Raw genomic sequence first — 17,395 nt, forward strand, 5'->3', positions numbered from 1 at the left:
TTTGCAAGGCCCGTGTCCCCGCCGGTCGGCGCGGTCACGCTGGTTCGTCGGCTCGCTGGTTCGTCGGCTCGCTGGGTCGCTGGGTCGCTGGGTCGCTGGGTCGCTGGGTCAACATAGCGTCGTCACACGGCGCCGGCGTCGAGCTCGGCGAGCCTGCCGACGAGCGGGTCGTCGGCGCCGAGCTGCTCGAAGGCGACGGGGTCGCTCTTCTCGAGCGCCGCCAGCAGCTGCCCCAGCCCGCGGCGCGATCCGTAGTAGTTCGACAGCTCGTGGTCCTCCTCGGTGATGCAGGCGCGCACCGCGCTGCGGGAGACCTCCGGGAGCCGCAGCGCCCTGAGCGCCATCGACCACAGGCCGTCGATGCGGTTCTGGTCCGCCGGGAACTCCAGCAGACCGGCCATCGTGAGGAGCATGGCGCAGCGCTGCCCTCGCGGCGTCGACAGCGCCTCCTCGCCCGCGAGGTGGCCGAGATCGAAGGCGCGGCGCATGGCGTCGGCCGCGCAGAGCAGGCGCTTCAGCTCCTTTGCCGCGTGGCTCAGGTGGCTGTGGAACATGACCTCGACCGAGAGGCCGCCGAGCGCCTCCTTGCTCTGCTGAAAGCGGGTGACGGCCGGGAGCCGCCCGAGATCCTGCTGGACGGCGTCGCCCGTGGGCACGTCGAGCGGCGGCTCGCGGTGGCTGAAGAAGCCCCCCGACTGGAAGGCATAGTAGAGCTCGCTCTGGCCCGTGAGCCCCGCCCAGATGTCCGAGTACTGCGCCACGCGATTGAGGCTGCCCGCCGCCCAGTCGAGGCCCGCTGCGCCGTCGCCGCCGATCTGCGACGCGCTCACCCCCGGGTCGCGCGGCGTCATCGAGGCCTCGATGTCCTCGGCGATGTCCGTGAGCTGGAAGTCGAGGAAGCCGTCGTAGTAATCCGCGCGCCCGTCCCGGTTCACGTCGGAGTAGCGGGCGACGACGAGCGGGTGCGAGGGCCCGACGAACTGCGAGAACCCGGGGACCCGCGCCTGCGGGTGGGGCCACTGCGCCTTCCGGAGGCGCGCGTCGAGCTCGGCGTGCGACGCGCGCTCGCTCATCCCGCGCAGCGCGGCGACGAAGCAGTCGACCCCCTCGGAGGAGGTGACCACCCCGTCCGATCCGGTCCTGAAATACGTCGAGCCCCACGAAGAGTAGATGTCCGCGTCGGGGAACATCTGGGAGATGGCAAAGCGCGTGGTGAGCCCCGCGCACTGCGAGTTCATCATCAGCTTGTACCCTTCCTGCTTCACCTGCACCGCGGCCGCGCGGAGGTCGAAGGCGCCGAGCTGGGCGTGCCGGTTGATGAGCAGCCCGATGAAGAACGCCATCCCCATCTCCAGGTTCTCGTCGCGCGGGGCGGCGGCGCGGGCGAAGACGCGGATGGGCTCGCCGGCCGGCGTCTTGAAGGGGGCCTCGAAGGCGCGGTAAGGGCTCCAGCCGTTCGGCGACGGGGGCGCCTCGGGCGGGAGGGCGATCTCCTTGAAGCCGTGGGTCGACACGAGGATGTTGCACTCGCCCTCGTGGAACTCCGAGGCGCCGCACATCGCGAGGTTCCACGGTCCCGTGAGCTCGTCGTACGGCGGCGCCTCCCGGAGCAGCCCGCGGACGAGCGCCCGCGCTCGCTCCTGCTGGGCCGACGTGAGCCCCGGGGCGCGCAGCTGGAGCAGGTGGATCGCGTGCGCGCGCAGCGCCGGCCGGGCCGTCTCGTCGCCCGCCTCCCTGTCGATGAGCGCGAGGATCTCCTCGGCGGCGCGCTCGGCGACCGGCGCGAAGCCGCGGTCGTCCAGCGACGTCGCGATGAGGTGCGAGAGGATGGTCGTCGCCGCCGAGCGGAGGGTCGCAGCGGCGGTCGGATCGCGCCTCGCCTCGTCGCCGCCCACGGCCGCGATCTCGAGCGCCGCGCGCGCCTGATCCAGCAGCGCCGCGCCCCGGCGCGCCGAGAGCCGCTCCTTGCGCACCGGCTCCTCGGGGTGGAACGCGCTCGGCGGGAAGAGCTGCGTGAGCGTGCTCGTCCGGCGCGACGAGATCCACCGGGCCGCGGTGACGAGGGCATCCCGGGCGGCGGGCCCGTCGGGACCGAGGGTCGGGCTCGCGCTGAACACCCCGGCGGGCAGGAGCCAGAGCGGCGCGGCGCCCTCGCGCCCCGCGTTCAGGTCGAGCGGCGCCGCCTGCGACGCCACGCCCGGATCCGGTACGACCTCGACGTTGGAGACGGCGACGGCGCAGAGCCGCCTGCGCACGGGCGAGTGGCCGGGAAACACGATGAGCAGCGCCCTGCCCTCGCGCTCCCGGAGCGCCGCGAGGCTCTCCCCGGGGACCGGCGCCGAGAGCGAGATGGCATAAGCGCTGTCGCTCACCGCGTCCGCGAGCAGGTGAATGCCTGGCGCGGACTTTCGCTCTTCGAAGGCGGAGGACGCGGCTGGCCCGACGGCATCCACGGTGCCAGGCAGGTCGACGAACCCTCGGGGCGAACGGATCCGGACGGTGACATCGCTGGGCATGAAGCTCTCCTGAGGTAAGAGAGCGTGGCCGCGTTCAAGATCCCGGCGCAACAGGAATCCGACCGGGCAGAACGCGGTCGTACCGCGTCACAACCGGATTTTGGCGAGCTCGACACTGGCTCGTTCAGGCGGCTCCCTCAAGGGCTCTCCGGCAGATCCGGAGTTGCCCCGATCACTCATCGTTCGATGGAGCGTGCGTCTGTGGCGCGATGACGCGGTGGTGGGGCGACTCCTGCGCTGACGAGGCGGAGCAGCGGAGCAGCGAGAAGCCTGCTCCGGCGGCGATGAGCACGCCGGCGGCGACGAGCTTGAGCCCTGCGCGCTTCGCGCGGCGCGCCGCTGCCGACGGAGCGATCGCTCCCTCTTCGGCGAGGGCGGCGGCGTCGTCGGCCGCCTCCGGCGTGGAGAGCGCCGCGGCGTCGGGCGGCGCCTCCAGGGAGGCCGCTCCGGCGCTGCGCGCGCGCAGCCGGTTGCTCGAGGGGGGCGCTGGCAGGAGGCTGCCTGCGCGCAGCGTCGCGATCGACGCCTCCCCGTCCAGATCGGCGGTGCTGGCCGGGAACGCGTCGCTGGTGCGGGCGTCGGGCGCGAGCGAGCCGCTGAGGCGGGCGCTGTGCACGAGCGGGTCGCTGGCGCGGGCGCTGGGTACGAGCGAGTCGCTCTCCGGCTCCCTGGGCGCCGCCGGGGGACCGAAGGGGCGGAGGGCGACGGCCGCGTAGCGCTCGAGGAGCGCGCCGACCTCGCGGAGATCGGCGGGGCGCTGCGCGCGATCCGGGCTGAGCATGCGATCGATCATGGCCGCGACGTCGGCGGGCAGCGTGGGCGCGCTCTCCCCGATCGGCTGGATCGAGCCGGTCAGGACGCGCTTCATCACCTTGCCCATGTTCTCGGCCTCGGTGGGCCGCACGGAGGTGAGGCACTCGTAGAGGATGACGCCGAGCGACCAGATGTCGGCGCGGTGATCCACGTCGTGCTCGCCGAGGATCTGCTCCGGCGACATGTAGTACGGGGTCCCGAGCATCTCGCCGGTCCCGGTGCGCCCCCACGACCAGCTGCTCTCGCCGTGGGCCGCGGTGACCTTGGCGATGCCGAAGTCGAGGACCCGGACGCGGGCGTCGTGCTGCGCGGCCGCCGGCGAATCCGCGGAGCCCGGCGCCGCCGCGCCGCTCGGGTGCTCCTCGGCGGCGGCGTCCGCTGCGCCGGGCGAGCCGCGTGGCGCGGCCGCGTCGGGCGTGAGCAGGAAGATGTTGTCGGGCTTCAGGTCGCGGTGGACGATGCCCAGCGCGTGCGCGGTGCCGACGGCCGAGATGACCGGCAGCAGGATGCGCGACAGCTCGGGGAGGGGGATCTGCGCCTCGCGCAGCAGCTTGTCGCGGAGCGACTCCCCCTCGAGCAGATCCATGACGAGGAACGGCGTCCCGTTGTCGAGCTCGAGCACGTCGTGGATGGATGGCACGTTCGGGTGATCGACCGCCGCCGCCGCGCGCGCTTCCCGGACGAGGCGCCGCCGAGTCGACGCGTCATCCGCCGTGCCGGGGCGCAGCAGCTTCAGCGCCACACGTTCGCCGTTCGCGAGGTGGGTGGCGGCCCAGATGACCCCCATGCCTCCCTCGGCCAGCTGGCGATCGACCCGATAGCGACTCGCCACCAGGGCGCCTGGCATCAGCGGATTGCTCACGCAAAGCTCAGGATACCACGCGCCGTCCTCCTGACCTTCTCCGCGCGCCTCAAACGCCCCGACACCGCTCCGGTCGGACAATTACGAGTTCGACGCAGCACCGCCGCCCCGCCGCTCCATACGACATGGGTATTCGCGTGTACGTCCCTGTCGCCGCAGAACCGCAGTGATTTTTCAACACGGATGTTCGATTGCCCACCGCGATCCCGGGAGCCACATAACATCACCGGTCAACTGTACGTCCGTGTCACCGCGGAAGCGTCGATATCTTCTCGATACCGAATATCACCGGTCATGAAACACACCTTGCCAACCCGCGTCACCACCGCTCGTTCATCGTGGCGCGCCCCCACCAGGCTCATCTGTAGTGACTCGCCGCCGCCGAGCTCATCCGCCCCGGAACGCGCCCCGCCGAGCGGCGCGCGCCCGCACAGGAGACGGGCCCAGATCGGCGTTTTCGGCGCGCAGGCGTACTCTCCCGTACGCCGAGCACCGAAAACGTCGAGATGGGCCCGTATCCGCAGCGGGCGCGTGCCGCTCAGACGGCGGGCCAGATGGAGCCGGCGCGTCGGCGCTCGGTGTAAGCCTCGGCCGAGAGCGCGTAGCGCAGCAGCTCGTTCGACACCGGGTGTTGAAGGAGCAGGCGGGGCTCCTCGGTCGAGCGGGCCATGTCGCGATCGTACCGGCGGAGGTAGTCGATCGCGGCGAGCGCGTCGCCGCAGAGCAGGTAGCCGATGCGGTGCTCGCTCCGGCGCAGGCCGAGGACGAAGGCGCGCGCGTCGTACGACACCGCGACGGTCGACGCGAGCTCCTCGAGCATCTTGCGCTGGCGGCGCCCGATCGCCCGCTGCACGCCGGGGAGCATCTGCTGCGCGGCGTGCTCGCGCGGGGGCGAGATCGCGCCCGACCCGAAGCCGGGATCGATCGTGCGGATCGACGCCAGCAGCAGGCCGTCGGTGGCCTCGGCCGGGATCTCGTCGAGGAACGTGAAGCCGACCGCGATGCGCGCGAAGAGGCGGGCGAGCGCGAACGTCTGCTCGAGCTCCGGGAGCTCCATGAACGACGTCGGCGCGACGAGGGCAGGGGGATCACCCGGGAAGACGCGGGCGGCCCCTTGCCACGAGGGGACGAGGTAGAGCTCGAACGCCTCGATGCCGAGCGCGCGGCCCACGCGCTCGGCGAGATGCCGCGTCGGGTGGTTGTCGCGCGGGCCGATCCGCTCGCGCGAGCTGATGCCGAAGTTGCTCAGCTCGAAGCGGATCGCCTTGGCCGCGATCGGCGCGATCGCCAGCGCCACGTCGATCCAGGGGCTCCGGGCCTCCGGGAGGAGCAGCCGGCCCATCTCGGGGCCCGCGAAGGCCCCGGCGTACGGCGCCTCCGACGGGACGCGCCGGCTCCTGAGCCGGGCCATGCGGTCCAGCGACACCTCGCCGAGGCAGGCGCGGACCTCCTCCACGGTGATCCGCTCCTCCGCGCGCCCGTCCTTGGCGAGCGCGGCCTCGAGCGCGGCGAGCGCCGGGCCGAGGTCCGGGAGCCGGGTGAAGACCTCCGGATCGGGCGTCAGCACGTCCCGCAGCACCTGGACCGCCTCCGCGTTGCGCCCCGCGGCCTCGAGGCCGCGGCCGAGCGCGGTGCGCGACTCGGGCGGCGCGCCCGGGAGCGCGACGGCCTGCTGGAGGCGCGCGAGCCCGTCGCGAGGCCGCACGAGCAGGGTCGACTCGAGCAGGCCGAGCGTGGTCAGCCAGCGCGGATCGGCCGGGATGCGGCGCGACTCGGCGACCTCGAGCAGCTGCGCGAGCGCCTTGGCGTAGGCCGTCGCGCCCTCGCTCGTGTCGACGCGGTACAGGCGGGCGAGCGCCACCCACCCGCGCGTGTCGCCGCCGGGCGCGCTCACGATCGCGTCGCACAGCGTGCGGACCATGCCGGCCGTGTCGCCGGCGTCGCGGTAGGCGTCCGCGAGGCGCAGGGCGGCCTCGACGCGGGAGCCCGGGTCGGGCGACAGCTCGACGAGGCGCCCCAGCGCGCGCAGCGCGAGCGCGTGGTCGCCGCGCGTGACGCCGAGCTTGTGCAGCCGCTCGAGCGCGGGCCGGTTCTGCGCGTCGAGCGACAGGACCGCCTGGAGCGCGTCCTGGGCGAGCGCCGGGTTCGCGAGCGGCCCCTCGTACAGATCGGCGATGAGGAACTGCGCCGCGATCTTGGTCTCGGCGTCCGTCGCGGCGGCCACGGCGCGCTTCAGGGCGTCGCGGGCCTCGAGCCAGACGCGCTGCGCGGTGAGCAGCCGCGCGAGCAGGAGCAGCGCCGCCGCGTCGTTCGGGAGCGCCTCGATCACCCGCCGGACGGCCGCGATGCCCACGCCGGCGTCGATCGCGCCCGGGCGCCCGTGGTGCTGCAGCACCGACCGGGCGATCTCCGTGCCGAGCAGCGAGATCGCCTCGCGGCTCGCGGCCTTGCCGAGCGCCTCGCCCAGCCGGTCGGTGAGCCGCTGGGGCTCGCCCGCGAGCTCCCTGGCGAGCGCGCGCGCAGCGGCCACGCAGCTCGGATCCGCGCGGAGCGCGCTCTCGTACAGCTCGAGCGCGCGCGCGCGGCCCTCGGGGGACGCGTCCTCGGCGGTGAGCTCCGCCGCGCGCACGAGGTGCGTCGCGCGCGCGGGCGCTCCGAGGACGAGGTCGGCGAGCGCCAGCTGGGCCGCGATCACGCTCGCGCGGTCGCCGAGGCGCTGCGCGAGCCGATCGAGCCCGCGCGCCGCGATGAGGCTCTCGGGCCACAGCCCGAGGGCGTTGCGGAAGCCGGCGAGCGCCGCGCGGGCGGCGGCGGGGTCCGCGTCGGCCTGCGCCTCCGCGAGGAGCGCCTCCTCGACGCTGTAGAGGGCGCGCGCGATGGGATCGGGCGTCAGCTCCCGGCTGTCGCGGATGGCGCCGGCGAAGAGGGCCTGCGCCCGCGGCGCGATCGGATCGGCGGGGCTCGCCTTGGCGGCGATGCGGAGGATCGCCAGGTGGGCGGCCGCGTCGTCGGGCGCCTCCTTCACGATGCGCGCGAGCGCCTCGAGCGCGGCGCTCGGGCCGAGCTGCTCCTCGAGCGAGGCGATCTCCCAGAGGGCGCCGCCGCGCGCGGTGGAGGAAGTGAACACGTCGGCCTCCGCGCGCAGGACGGTCGCGAGCGACGTCGGCGCCTCGAGGTGCCGGTAGAGTTGCTCCAGCATGCGGAGCGCCGGGATGTGGTTCGGCACCACCCCGACGAGCCCCTCCAGGATCTCGACGGCCTGGCGCGGGCTGCTGTCCGCGAGGACCAGCGCAAGGGAGATCCGGAGCGCGTGATCGACGAGCGCCGGCGGCTTGCGCTCGAGCCAGCGCGCATACAGCCCCGCGAGCTCGCTCGCGATCATGGAGGCGGACATCCCCGGCAGGCTGGACGCGCGGGCGCCGGTCGCGGGCCGCTGCGCGACGGGCGCGCCGAGGCCGACGCCGACGCCTGCGCCGCCGGCGCGGACGTAGATTCGCTCCATCGCGTCGAGGATCGCCGGATCGTGCTGGCCCGAGGCGAGCGCCGCGTCGGCGCGGGCGAGGAGGCGGAGGGCGTCCTGATCGCGCCCGAGGGCGAGCTCCTGCACCTCGGCCGCCTGGAAGAGCAGCCGCGCGTGGTCGTCGGGCCGCTGCGCCTCGTCGGCGAGCGAGCTGAGGACCTCGACGAGCTTCTCGTAGTTGCCTGTCTCGCGGAGGAGCCGCGCGATCTCGATCCGGGGCAGCGGGTGAGCGGGCTTCTTCCGCGCCGCCTCGCGGTACGACTCCACGGCGCTGTGCGGCCGCTTGAGGCGCCGCTCGTCGAGCCCCGCGACCTCGATCCAGAGGCTGAACGCCGCGTCCCCCGCGGGGTCGCGCTGGATGAGCTTGAGCAGCGCGCGCCGCGCCTCCTCGTACCGGCCGGCGCGCTCGTCGAGGCGGACGCGCGCGCGCAGCGCGTCGGGGTCGGTCGGATCGATCGCGAGCGCGCGGTCGACCAGCGACGAGGCCCGGTCGCGGTCGCCGAGCCTGAGCTCGGTGACGTCGGCGGCGCGCAGGAGGAGCCTGCGCTGCTCGCGCGGGCTGCTCGTGAGCTCGGCCTCGGCGCAGAGCGCGCGCGCGAGCCGCTGCGCGTCCCCCGCGCGCGCGGCGTTGCGCTGGAGCGCGAGGATCGCGGCGCGCCGCTCCGGGTCGATCTCGAGGATCTTCTCGATCTCCTCCACGGCGCGGGCGGGCTGGGCGAGCTCGTCCTCCCAGATGGAGACGAGCTTCTCGAGCAGCCCGATCTTGCGCGTCGGGTCCTCCGTCGCGCTCGCGGCCTGCGTGTAGAGGTCGAGCCGCGCCTGCACGCCGCGCGGATCTTCCTCGACGGCCAGGGCGTCCGGCGTGAGCAGGGCGGAGAGCGCGTCGAAGACCGAGCTGTTGCCCGGCTCGATCGCCCACGCGGCGCGCAGGATGGCGAGCGCCTCGTCGCGCCGCTTCAGGTGGCGCTCGGAGATGTCCGCGGCGCGGAGGAGCGCCGCCACCCGGACGGGCGCGGGCCGGTCCGCGTTGGCGACGGCGGTCCACACCTCCACGCGCTCGGCGTGGTGGCCGAGGCGCTGGAGGGCGCGGTCGAGCCGCTCCCGCGTCGAGCTGTCCTCGGGATCGAGCTCGAGCGCGCGCGTCGCGTGGAGCGCGGCCTGCTCTGCGTCCCCGAGGGTGTCGTAGATCTCCGCGAGGCGGACGTGCTCGTGGATGATCGCCTCTTTGTCGGTGAGGAGCGCGAGCTCCTTCTGGCGCACGTTGGCGGCGAGCTCGAGCATGCCGCTCGCCTCGAGCAGGCGGATCAGCTCGCCCACCACGCGCCGCGCGGTCGGCGAGCCGGCCGGCGCCCGCGTCGACGCGCGCCGGAGGAGGGGCACCGCGTCCGCCGGGGACCGGATCTTGTCGATGAGCAGCCGCGCCGCCGTGTAGAGCAGCCGCGCCGCGCGGTCGTCGTCGCTCTCGTGATCGGCCTCCAGGGACAGCGCGCTGACGAGGCCGACGATGCCGTCGTGGTGCACGAGGTGGCGGCGGAGCGCCTCCCGCACGGGTCCGGGCCCTGGATCGAACGCGATCGCGCCCTCGAGGGACGCGAGGGCGAGCTCCGGCTTGTAGAGCTTCCGATCGAGCACGGCGGCGCGCTCGACGTGGATCCAGGCGGTGAGCTGGCCGTCGCCGTCCGGCCGCCCGCGCCCCGGGGCGTAGGCGGCGGAGAGCCGGTCGAGGTGCGCGGCGAGGTCCTTGGCCGCCTGCTCGGCACCGCGGGCGCTCTCGCGCCGGAGGGCGATCTCGAGCCCGCGCAGCGACGCGGCGTGGAGCGGGACGAGCCGCAGCGCCTCGGTGAACGCCTCGCAGCTCTCGGGCGTCCGCCCGAGCGCCTGGAGCAGGCGCGCCCGCTCGGCGAGGAGGTCGGCCCGGAGGGCGTCGGTCTCGGCGACGCGGAGCTTGTCCTCGACGACCTCGAGCGCGAGGGCGAGCTCGGTGCGCGCGTCGAGCACGCGGTGGACCCGCGAGAGCGCCGGCTCGAGCGTGCGGGACAGCTGTCGCGCGCGCTCGTACGAGCGGCGCGCGGCGGCGGGGTTCTTGAGCGCCCGCTCTTCGTGGATGCCGAGCTCGACGAGGGCGCGCGCCGCGCCGACCGGATCGCTGCCCTTGAGCCGATCGGCGCGCTGCTGGAGCTCGGTGGCGAGGTCCGGAGCGGCGAGCTGCGGGCTCTGCGCGGGCGCCTCGGGCGCGTTCGGCTGCGAGCGCGGGGCCGGAGGCGGCTGGGCGGGCGAGGCGGGCGCGTGCGTGACGCTCGGCGCGGGCGCAGGAGCGGCGCTCGGCGCGTGCAGCACGGTCGCCGCATGCGCGGCGTTCGGCGCGTGCAGCACGGTCGCCGCATGCGCGGCGCTCTGCGCGGGCGCCGCGGGCGTGACACCCGGCGCATGCGCGGCGTTCGGCGTGACGCCCGGTATCGGCGCGCGTGGCGCGCCTGGCGCGGGCGCGCCGCCCGGCAAAGGCGTGCGCGTGGCGCCCGGCGCGGGCGCGCCGCCTGGCAAAGGCGTGCGCGTGGCGCCCGGCGCGGGCGCGCCGCCTGGCAAAGGCGTGCGCGTGGCGCTCGGTGCGGGCGCTGGCGCGGCGCTCGGTGCGGGCGCAGCGCTCGGTGCAGGCGCAGCGCTCGGTGCGGGCGCCGGCGCGGCGCTCGGTGCAGGCGCAGCGCTCGGTGCGGGCGCAGCGCTCGGTGCGGGCGCCGGCGCAGCGCTCTGCGCCGGCGCGGCGCTTCGCGTGGATGCCGGCGCGGCGCTCTGCGCGAGCGCCGGCTCGATCGACTCGACCGAGATGGGCGTCGGCGACGAGCTCGGCTCGACCGAGATGGGCAGCGGCGTCGCCGTCGGGTCGACCGAGATGGGCAGCGGCGTCGCCGTCGGCTCGACCGAGATGGGCATCGGCGTCGTGCTTGCGTCGAAGGCGGCGATCGCCTGGGCAGGGGCGCCCGGCTGGGAGCCAGGCGCCGGCTTCCCCGCGCTCGCGGCGGAGCCTGGAGCGGGCTGCGTTGCGGCGCGGTTCGGGCTCGGCGGGCGCTGGCCTGGGCCGCGCGCCGGAGGGCGGGCCGGGCTGGCTCCAGGGGGCGCCGCCGTCGTCTTGGACGCGCCTCCCGGAGGCATCGGCGGCGGTGGCCTCGACGGCGGCGCAAGCGATGGCGGCGCCGGCGGCGGCGCGCTCGCGACGCTGCCGTCCTTGCGGCGGATCAGCGGCGGTGGCCTGCTCGGAACTGGCGGCGGTACGCTCGGTGCCGGCGTCTTGTTCGGCCCTGGCGGCGGCGCGCTCGGCAGCGGCGGTGGGCTCGAGGTGAGCGGCGCGCTCGGCAGCGGCGGCGGGTTCGGCGGCGGCAGCGGGTTCGGCGGCGGCAGCGGGCTTGAGGTAGCCGGCAGCGGTTCGCCGCCTGCCGGCGCGCTCGCAGCCGCCGGCAGCGGTTCGCCGTCCGTCGGCGCGCTCGCAGCCGCCGGCAGCGGTTCGCCGTCCGTCGGCGCGCTCGCAGCCGCCGGCAGCGGTTCGCCGTCCGTCGGCGCGCTCGCGCTCGACGGCGCGTCGAGCCTCGACGTGCTCGTGCCGACGAGCAGCGTCTTCGCGCCGGGCTGAGGTTGCGCGCTCGCGCGCGTCATTTGAGCGTTGTCGGCATTGGCTTCCCAGCCAGCTTCGTCCGGCGATCCGGACAAGCTCGGCAAACCAGGCCGGCGCGACGCTTCGTGTTGCGGATCGTCCCCGTGGGCCACCGCCGCGGATGCTACACATCCACGCGCCCTCAATCTACAGTCGATGCGCCTGCTCGCTGGCGTCGCGCGCTTACCGATACAGGGGCGACCTACTTGTTGAACGGTGCTGTCGACGCGCAGCGCAGCAAGGCGAGCTTCATCGCTTTTCCGGCCGGCTGCGCCACGAGCAGCGCCTCTGCGGAGGCGGCGATCGGCTCGCCGCGCCCGAGGGCCGGCTCGGCGCGCAGCCCGCCTTCGAGCTCGCCTCTCGCGGTGAGCGCCGCGAGCTGCGTCGGGCCGGACGCGTTCGCGATCGCCAGCCATGCCGCGGCTGCGGCCTTCGCCGGGTCCTGCCCGCCCGTGCCTCGAGCGCCGGGGAGGAGCGCCGGCACCCCGGCGCCCAGGCCCAGCGCGGCCTCGGGCGGGGCGTCCTGGTCGCGATCGCCGCCGACGAGCACGCGCGGCTCGCTGGCGCCGCTGAGCCGCACCAGCACGGCGCTGATGCGCCCTCCGATCGAGCCGCTCGGGGTGTCGTCGTCCCGGAAGGCGAGGATGAGCCCGTCGTCCTCGCCGAGCGTCAGGTCGTACGCGAGCACGTGTCCGTTCTTGGGGGTGACCGCGCGGGGCGTCGCGGTGAGCGCGCCCGTCTCGTCGAGGGGGACCACCTCGATCCACTGGTGGGCGATCGTCTCGCCCGCCGCGGCCGTGTCCTCGTCGCCGTCGTCCTTCTTTGCCGCGGCCTTTCGCGCCGGCTCCTCGGCGCGCGCGATGTACGCGAGCCAGTAGCCGCCCGGCCGGCCGATCACGCGCGGCGTCTCGGCGTCGGTGCTCGGCTGGGAGACCGGGCGGGCCGACGTCACGGAGCGCAGCGTGCCCACGTCGGCGGAGGCGAGCATGATCCGCGAGCGCTTGCCGTCGCGGGTCACGTCGTCCCAGACGATGACCGCGCGCTCGCCGGACGCGGCGATGTCGAGCGCGAGCGACTCGTCGCGCCCCTCGGCGAGCTCGGCCCCCCACGTGACGTGGTCCCCTTCGACCCTGGCGACCTTGATCGCGCGCCCGCCCGCGTTCGGCTCGAGCATCGCGGCGAGGATGGCGCCCCCGGCGCCTGCGACGACCGGAGGATCCATGTCCCCGCGCGATCGCGCGAGCCGGACGAGCTTCCCCTGGGCGCCGTCGGCCGAGAGCGTGGCCACCATCGCGACGGTCCCGCCCTCGGCTTCTCGCTGGGCGCCCACGGCGAACCCGCCGGAGAACGTCGTCCCGCGGCCGACCTCGACGGCGAACGGCGCGATGTCTTCAACGCTGTCCGCGCCGCCGCCCCCCGCGCCTTCCTCGGCCCCGCGCGCGGCCGGCGGCGCGTCGCCGATGACGAACGGCGGCGGGCTCGCGGGCGTGCAGCGCGGGGGCGGCGGCTCCTGCGCCGCGCCGGCATCGTCGGTGTCGCTCGGCGCGGACGCCGCGGGGCTCTCGCTGGGCGGCGCGGGCGTGTCGCTCGCGGCGCCTCCCGGTGTGGAGCAGGCGCGCCACACAACGAGGCCACCGACGACGAGGGCGACGGCCAGCGCGCCCTTCCAGGCGACGCCCTCGGGCTCCTCCGCCGGCGGCGGCTGTCGATCTGCGCCCGTGCTCCCCTGGCTGGTGTTCCGCTGGGTGGCGCGCTGCTCGGGATCCATGGCGCGAGGGTGTTAGCGCTGATCGCTCCGCGAGGGCAGGGGGAGCGTAAGCCGCGCGGCGCCGCGAGCGTGGCCGCTGCGCGCGAGCTCGCGATGGGACGCGACCTCGTCTGGTGGAATCGCCAGATCCGTGTGGCAGTTTGGCCGCCTGTGCGTGGCCCGACGCGACGCCGGTTCGCACGCGCTGAGTCGTGCGGATATCCATCGATGCTCGATATCGACCGTCGAGAGACCACTTCGGGACGCAGGACCCTGCGATATCACCTCCGCCAGGAGGACGAGCGATCACCGAAACAGCCATGTTGTTCCCGAGCCCGGTGTGCGTTTGAACCAGGCCGATCTGCCCCACGACGGGCCTCTATGGATGATCAACGACCTGAACAACCACGGGGAGCGGACGCGCGCAGGCGAGCTCATCTGCCTCGCCGGCTGGACCCACGATCGCGGTGCGCGCCGCGCTTCGGGCACCCCGGTGAGCCGAGAACTTCCCCTCCGCCGCCCGCGCGGCTAACGAGCGGCTGTCAGTGTCAGCTTCGTCCGTCCGGTGCCTGGCGCCGCGGCCCTCCTCTCTTTCGTCGTGATGCCCAGCCGTCCTCTCCTCGCCACCTTCCTCCTCGGGCTCGTCGCGCTCTGCTGCGCGGCCTGCGTCGGCTCCTCGCCCACGCCGCTCGCCCCTTCGCTCCGCGGCTCGATCGGCGTCCCGCACCACGGCGTCATCACCGACGCCGTCGAGCTCCCGAAGCAGGGCCCAGGCTACCGGCTGCTCCGCAGCAACGGCATCCGGTGGGGGACGGCGGGGCTGGTCGCCGCGGTCCAGCGCGCCGCGGCGGAGGTGGCGCTGGCGCGGCCGGGTGGCGAGCCGCTCGTCGTCGGCGACCTCTCCGCGCGCTACGGCGGCGCCACGCGGGGGCACCGGTCCCACCGCACCGGGCGCGACGCCGACCTCTTGCTCTACGCGCTGACCCCGGACGGCCGCCCTGTGCGCTCGCCGGGCTTCGTCGCCTTCGGGCCGGACGGGCTCGCGCGGATCAGCGATGGCGCCGAGGAGCCCGCGTCGCCGCGCGCGGGCGCGCCGCAGTACGTCCGCTTCGACGTCGAGCGGGAGTGGCTGCTCGTGAAGTCGCTCGTCCGCTCGCCCGACGCGCACGTCCAGTGGCTCTTCGTGGCCCGCTGGCTCGAGGCGCTGCTCATCGAGTACGCCCGCGCGCTCGGCGAGGACCCGGAGCTCATCTGGTATGCCGAGAGCGTGCTGCTCCAGCCGGGCGACAGCACGGCGCACGCCGATCACATCCACCTCCGCGTCGCGTGCACGCCCGACGAAGCCCTCTCGGGCTGCCTCGGCGGCGGCCCGCAGTGGCCATGGCTGCCGGCCGTGCCGCAGCTCATCGCGCCGTCGGACGGCGACCTCGCCGCCGCGTTGCTCGACGACCTCCTGCCTGGAAGCGCCGCCGCGGGCTCTCGCGTGGCGGCTCCGGACAGCGCCCTGTGAGCCACCTCCTGGCGCATGGCGACGCGGCCGACGTCTGCGCGGCGCTCCCCGCGGACGTGCGGTTCGATCTCGTCTACCTCGATCCTCCCTTCGGCGTCGGGACGACGATGACCGCGCGGGCGGCGCGCGGCCAGGCGCGCGGGCGGCGCCGGCCGGAGAGCGGGCCCGACGCGTACGACGATCGCGCGAGCGCCGACGCGCTCGTCGCGATGCTCGAGCCGCGCCTCGCGGCCATCCGCGATCGCATGACCGAGGGCGCGACGCTGTACCTGCACCTCGATCACCGCGCGGTCCACGACGCGAAGGTCGCGTGTGATCGCCTGTTCGGCCGCGGCGCCTTCCTCGGCGAGATCATCTGGGCGCCCGGCAACGGCGGCCGGGGCGCGCGCGGCTTCTCCGTCACGCACCAGACGATCCTCCTTTACGCGCGCGCCGCGGGCGAGCGCGGCCAGGTGGTCTACAACGTCGCGGATCCGATGCTCCGCGAGCCGTACGCCGAGACCAGCCTCGCGATGCATTTCAAGCACCGCGACGAGGAAGGCCGCCTGTACCGCGAGCGGATCCTCGGCGGCAAAGCGTACCGGTACTACGCCGACGAGGGCCGCCGGCTCGGGAGCGTGTGGAGCGACATTCCCGGGATGGTCGCCAACACCCCGCTGCGCCGCGAGGCCACCGGCTACCCCACGCAGAAGCCGGAGCGGCTGCTGGAGCGCATCGTCCGCGCGTCCTCCGCGCCCGGCGCGACCGTCGCCGATCTCATGTGCGGCAGCGGCACCACGCTCGTCGCGGCCGCGCGCCTCGGCCGCCGCTTCGTCGGCGGCGACAGGAGCCCGCTCGCCTTCGCGACGGCGCGGGAGCGGCTCGACCGCGAGGGGATCGTGTACACGGCGTACGAGTCCGTTCCAGCCGCGGACGGCGAGCCGGAACGTCCCTGACTGGGCTCTACGAGCTCCCTCTCCTCGGGCCGGGCGGCTCGGATGCCCCTCTCTCCCTCTCGCCCTGGCTCAGACGAGATCGTCCGTCGGCCCCGCGCCCTGCCGGACGATCTGCACATCGCCCTGGCTCAGATCGATCACGGTCGTGGGCACGGCCCCGCCGGTCCCTGCGTCGAGGACGAGCGCGAGCCCCGGGAACCGATCGTCGATCTCCCCCGGATCGATGATCGGATCCTCCCCAGGAGGCGCCGCGGTCGTGCTGATGAGCGGCCGCCCGAGCGCTCGGACCAGCGCGAGCGCGACCGGGTGGTTCGGCACGCGGATGCCGACCGTCTTCTGCTTGAGGTGCACGTACTTCGGCACCTCGCGCGTGGCGGGGAGGATGAAGGTGTACGGCCCGGGCAGGAAGCGCTTCAGGATGCGGTACGCCTGGTTCTCGACGATCGCGTAGCGCGCGATGTCGCTCAGATCCGGGCAGATGAACGCCAGGTTCTTGTTCTGGCGCATCCCCTTGATCTGATACACCCGCTCGATAGCGGCCTTGTTCATCAGGTCGCACCCGAACCCGTACACGGTATCGGTCGGGTAGCCGATGACCTCCCCCTTCTGAATGAGATCGATCGCTCGCGCGATCTTGCGGGGTTCCGGGTGATCGGGGTTGATGGGCTGGAGCACGGGAACGCAACCATGGGGCCGCCCGGTCAGCTCCGCCAGTGCTGGCTGCTCGGATGTTTGCCCAGCGCCGGGCAGCCGGGGGCGGGCGCTGCGGGTGATTCGAGTGAAGAGAGGCGGGGCGAAGCCCCCGAAACGCGAGCCGGTAGCGCGCGCGACCGGCCCCGAGGCGGAGATCGAAGATCCCGGCGTGCAGCGCGGCTCGCTACTCCTTGAGCGCCTCGCTGCCGCCGATGATCTCCATGAGCTCCTTGGTGATCGCCGCCTGACGCGCCTTGTTGTACTCGAGCGTCAGGTTGTCGATCACTTCCTTGGCGTTCTTGTTCGCGGCGTCCATCGCCGTGAGCTTCGCGCCGAGCTCGCTCGCCATCGACTCGTAGAGCGCGCGCAGGATCGAGATGTCCACGTACATCGGCACGAGCCGCTCCAGGAGCGCGCCCTTGTCCGGCTCGTAGAGGAACTCCGACGCCGCGGAAGGCGCGCCGTGGCCGCCCTCGTCTCCCTGCTCCTGCTCCTTCGCCGGACCGCCGGCGGGCGGCAGGAGCCGCTCGACGACGACCGTCTGCGTGATCGCGCTCTTGAACTCGTTGTAGACGAGGTAGATCGCGTCGACCTCGCCCTTGTTGAACGGGGCGAGGAGCTTCGCGCCGACGGCCTGGGCCGTCTCGAGGTTGAGCTTGTCCCAGACCCCGGCCAGGTACTCGAGGATCGGCGCGCCGCGGCGGTTGAAGTAGTCCCGGCCCTTGCGGCCGATGAGCGCGAGCTGGACCTCCTGTCCCGCCTCCGTCCGGCTCTTCCACTCGCGCTCGGCGCGCTTGTTGATGTTGGTGTTGAAGCCGCCGCAGAGCCCGCGGTCGCTCGTGAGCACCAGGAGCAGCACGCGCCGCTCCGGGCGGGTCACGAGCAGCGGGTGCAGCGCCTTCTCGCCACCGGCGAGCGCGCCCGCCTCCCCCTCAACCCCGTGCCCCTCCGCCGCGAGCGCCTCGGCCGCGGGAGCCGCGTCGCGCGTGATCGCCGAGAGCACCTCCTGCACCTTCACGGCGTAGGGCCGCAGCTCGGTGATGCGCTGCTGCGCCTTGTTGAGCTTGGCGCCCGCGACCATCTTCATGGCGCGGGTGATCTTCTGCGTCGATTTGACGCTGGAGATCCGCTTGCGAATGGACTTGAGGCTGGGCAC

At 74.4% G+C, this 17,395-nt stretch carries 9 protein-coding genes; 3 read left to right on the top strand and 6 right to left on the bottom strand.

Going from position 1 to position 17,395, the window contains the following annotated elements; translation table 11 throughout:
• Positions 1-122: 122 nt before the first annotated feature.
• From POL72_RS19860 to POL72_RS19870, 3 genes are all read right to left on the bottom strand, one after another.
• Positions 123-2,516 (bottom strand): hypothetical protein, encoded by a 2,394-nt coding sequence (locus tag POL72_RS19860; RefSeq protein ID WP_272097027.1) that lies wholly within the window; start codon positions 2,514-2,516, stop codon positions 123-125.
• Positions 2,517-2,688: 172 nt separating this feature from the next.
• Positions 2,689-4,191, bottom strand: coding sequence for a serine/threonine-protein kinase (locus tag POL72_RS19865; RefSeq protein ID WP_272097028.1), 1,503 nt, complete (start codon positions 4,189-4,191; stop codon positions 2,689-2,691).
• A 538-nt stretch (positions 4,192-4,729) separates the two neighbouring features.
• Entirely contained in the window at positions 4,730-10,048 is a 5,319-nt protein-coding gene (locus POL72_RS19870) for a tetratricopeptide repeat protein (protein WP_272097029.1), read from the bottom strand.
• Between POL72_RS19870 and POL72_RS19875 the strand changes: the two genes are divergently transcribed.
• Positions 10,002-11,333, top strand: coding sequence for a hypothetical protein (locus tag POL72_RS19875; protein ID WP_272097030.1), 1,332 nt, complete (start codon positions 10,002-10,004; stop codon positions 11,331-11,333). The genes POL72_RS19870 and POL72_RS19875 overlap by 47 nt on opposite strands.
• A 223-nt stretch (positions 11,334-11,556) precedes the next feature.
• Here the strand turns inward: POL72_RS19875 and POL72_RS19880 are convergent, their stop codons facing one another.
• Positions 11,557-13,122, bottom strand: a complete 1,566-nt coding sequence (locus POL72_RS19880) for a hypothetical protein (protein WP_272097031.1) — start codon at positions 13,120-13,122, stop codon at positions 11,557-11,559.
• A 580-nt stretch (positions 13,123-13,702) separates the two neighbouring features.
• Between POL72_RS19880 and POL72_RS19885 the strand changes: the two genes are divergently transcribed.
• Both POL72_RS19885 and POL72_RS19890 read left to right on the top strand, forming a co-directional pair.
• Positions 13,703-14,611 carry a penicillin-insensitive murein endopeptidase gene (locus tag POL72_RS19885; protein ID WP_272097032.1) on the top strand — a complete coding sequence of 303 codons (909 nt, stop codon included), beginning with the start codon at positions 13,703-13,705 and terminating at the stop codon, positions 14,609-14,611.
• A complete protein-coding gene (locus POL72_RS19890; protein WP_272097033.1) occupies positions 14,608-15,546 on the top strand; it encodes a DNA-methyltransferase in 939 nt (312 codons plus the stop codon). Before POL72_RS19885 ends, POL72_RS19890 begins: the two co-directional genes overlap by 4 nt.
• 69 nt (positions 15,547-15,615) lie before the next feature.
• Here the strand turns inward: POL72_RS19890 and POL72_RS19895 are convergent, their stop codons facing one another.
• On the bottom strand, positions 15,616-16,221 hold the full coding sequence (locus POL72_RS19895; protein ID WP_272097034.1) for an L-threonylcarbamoyladenylate synthase: 606 nt from the start codon (positions 16,219-16,221) through the stop codon (positions 15,616-15,618).
• Positions 16,222-16,423: 202 nt separating this feature from the next.
• Complete coding sequence (atpG, locus tag POL72_RS19900; RefSeq protein ID WP_272097035.1) at positions 16,424-17,395, bottom strand: ATP synthase F1 subunit gamma; 972 nt, start codon at positions 17,393-17,395, stop codon at positions 16,424-16,426.

Origin of the sequence: Sorangium aterium (genome assembly GCF_028368935.1) — a bacterium.
Taxonomy (GTDB): Bacteria; Myxococcota_A; Polyangia; order Polyangiales; family Polyangiaceae; genus Sorangium; species Sorangium atrum.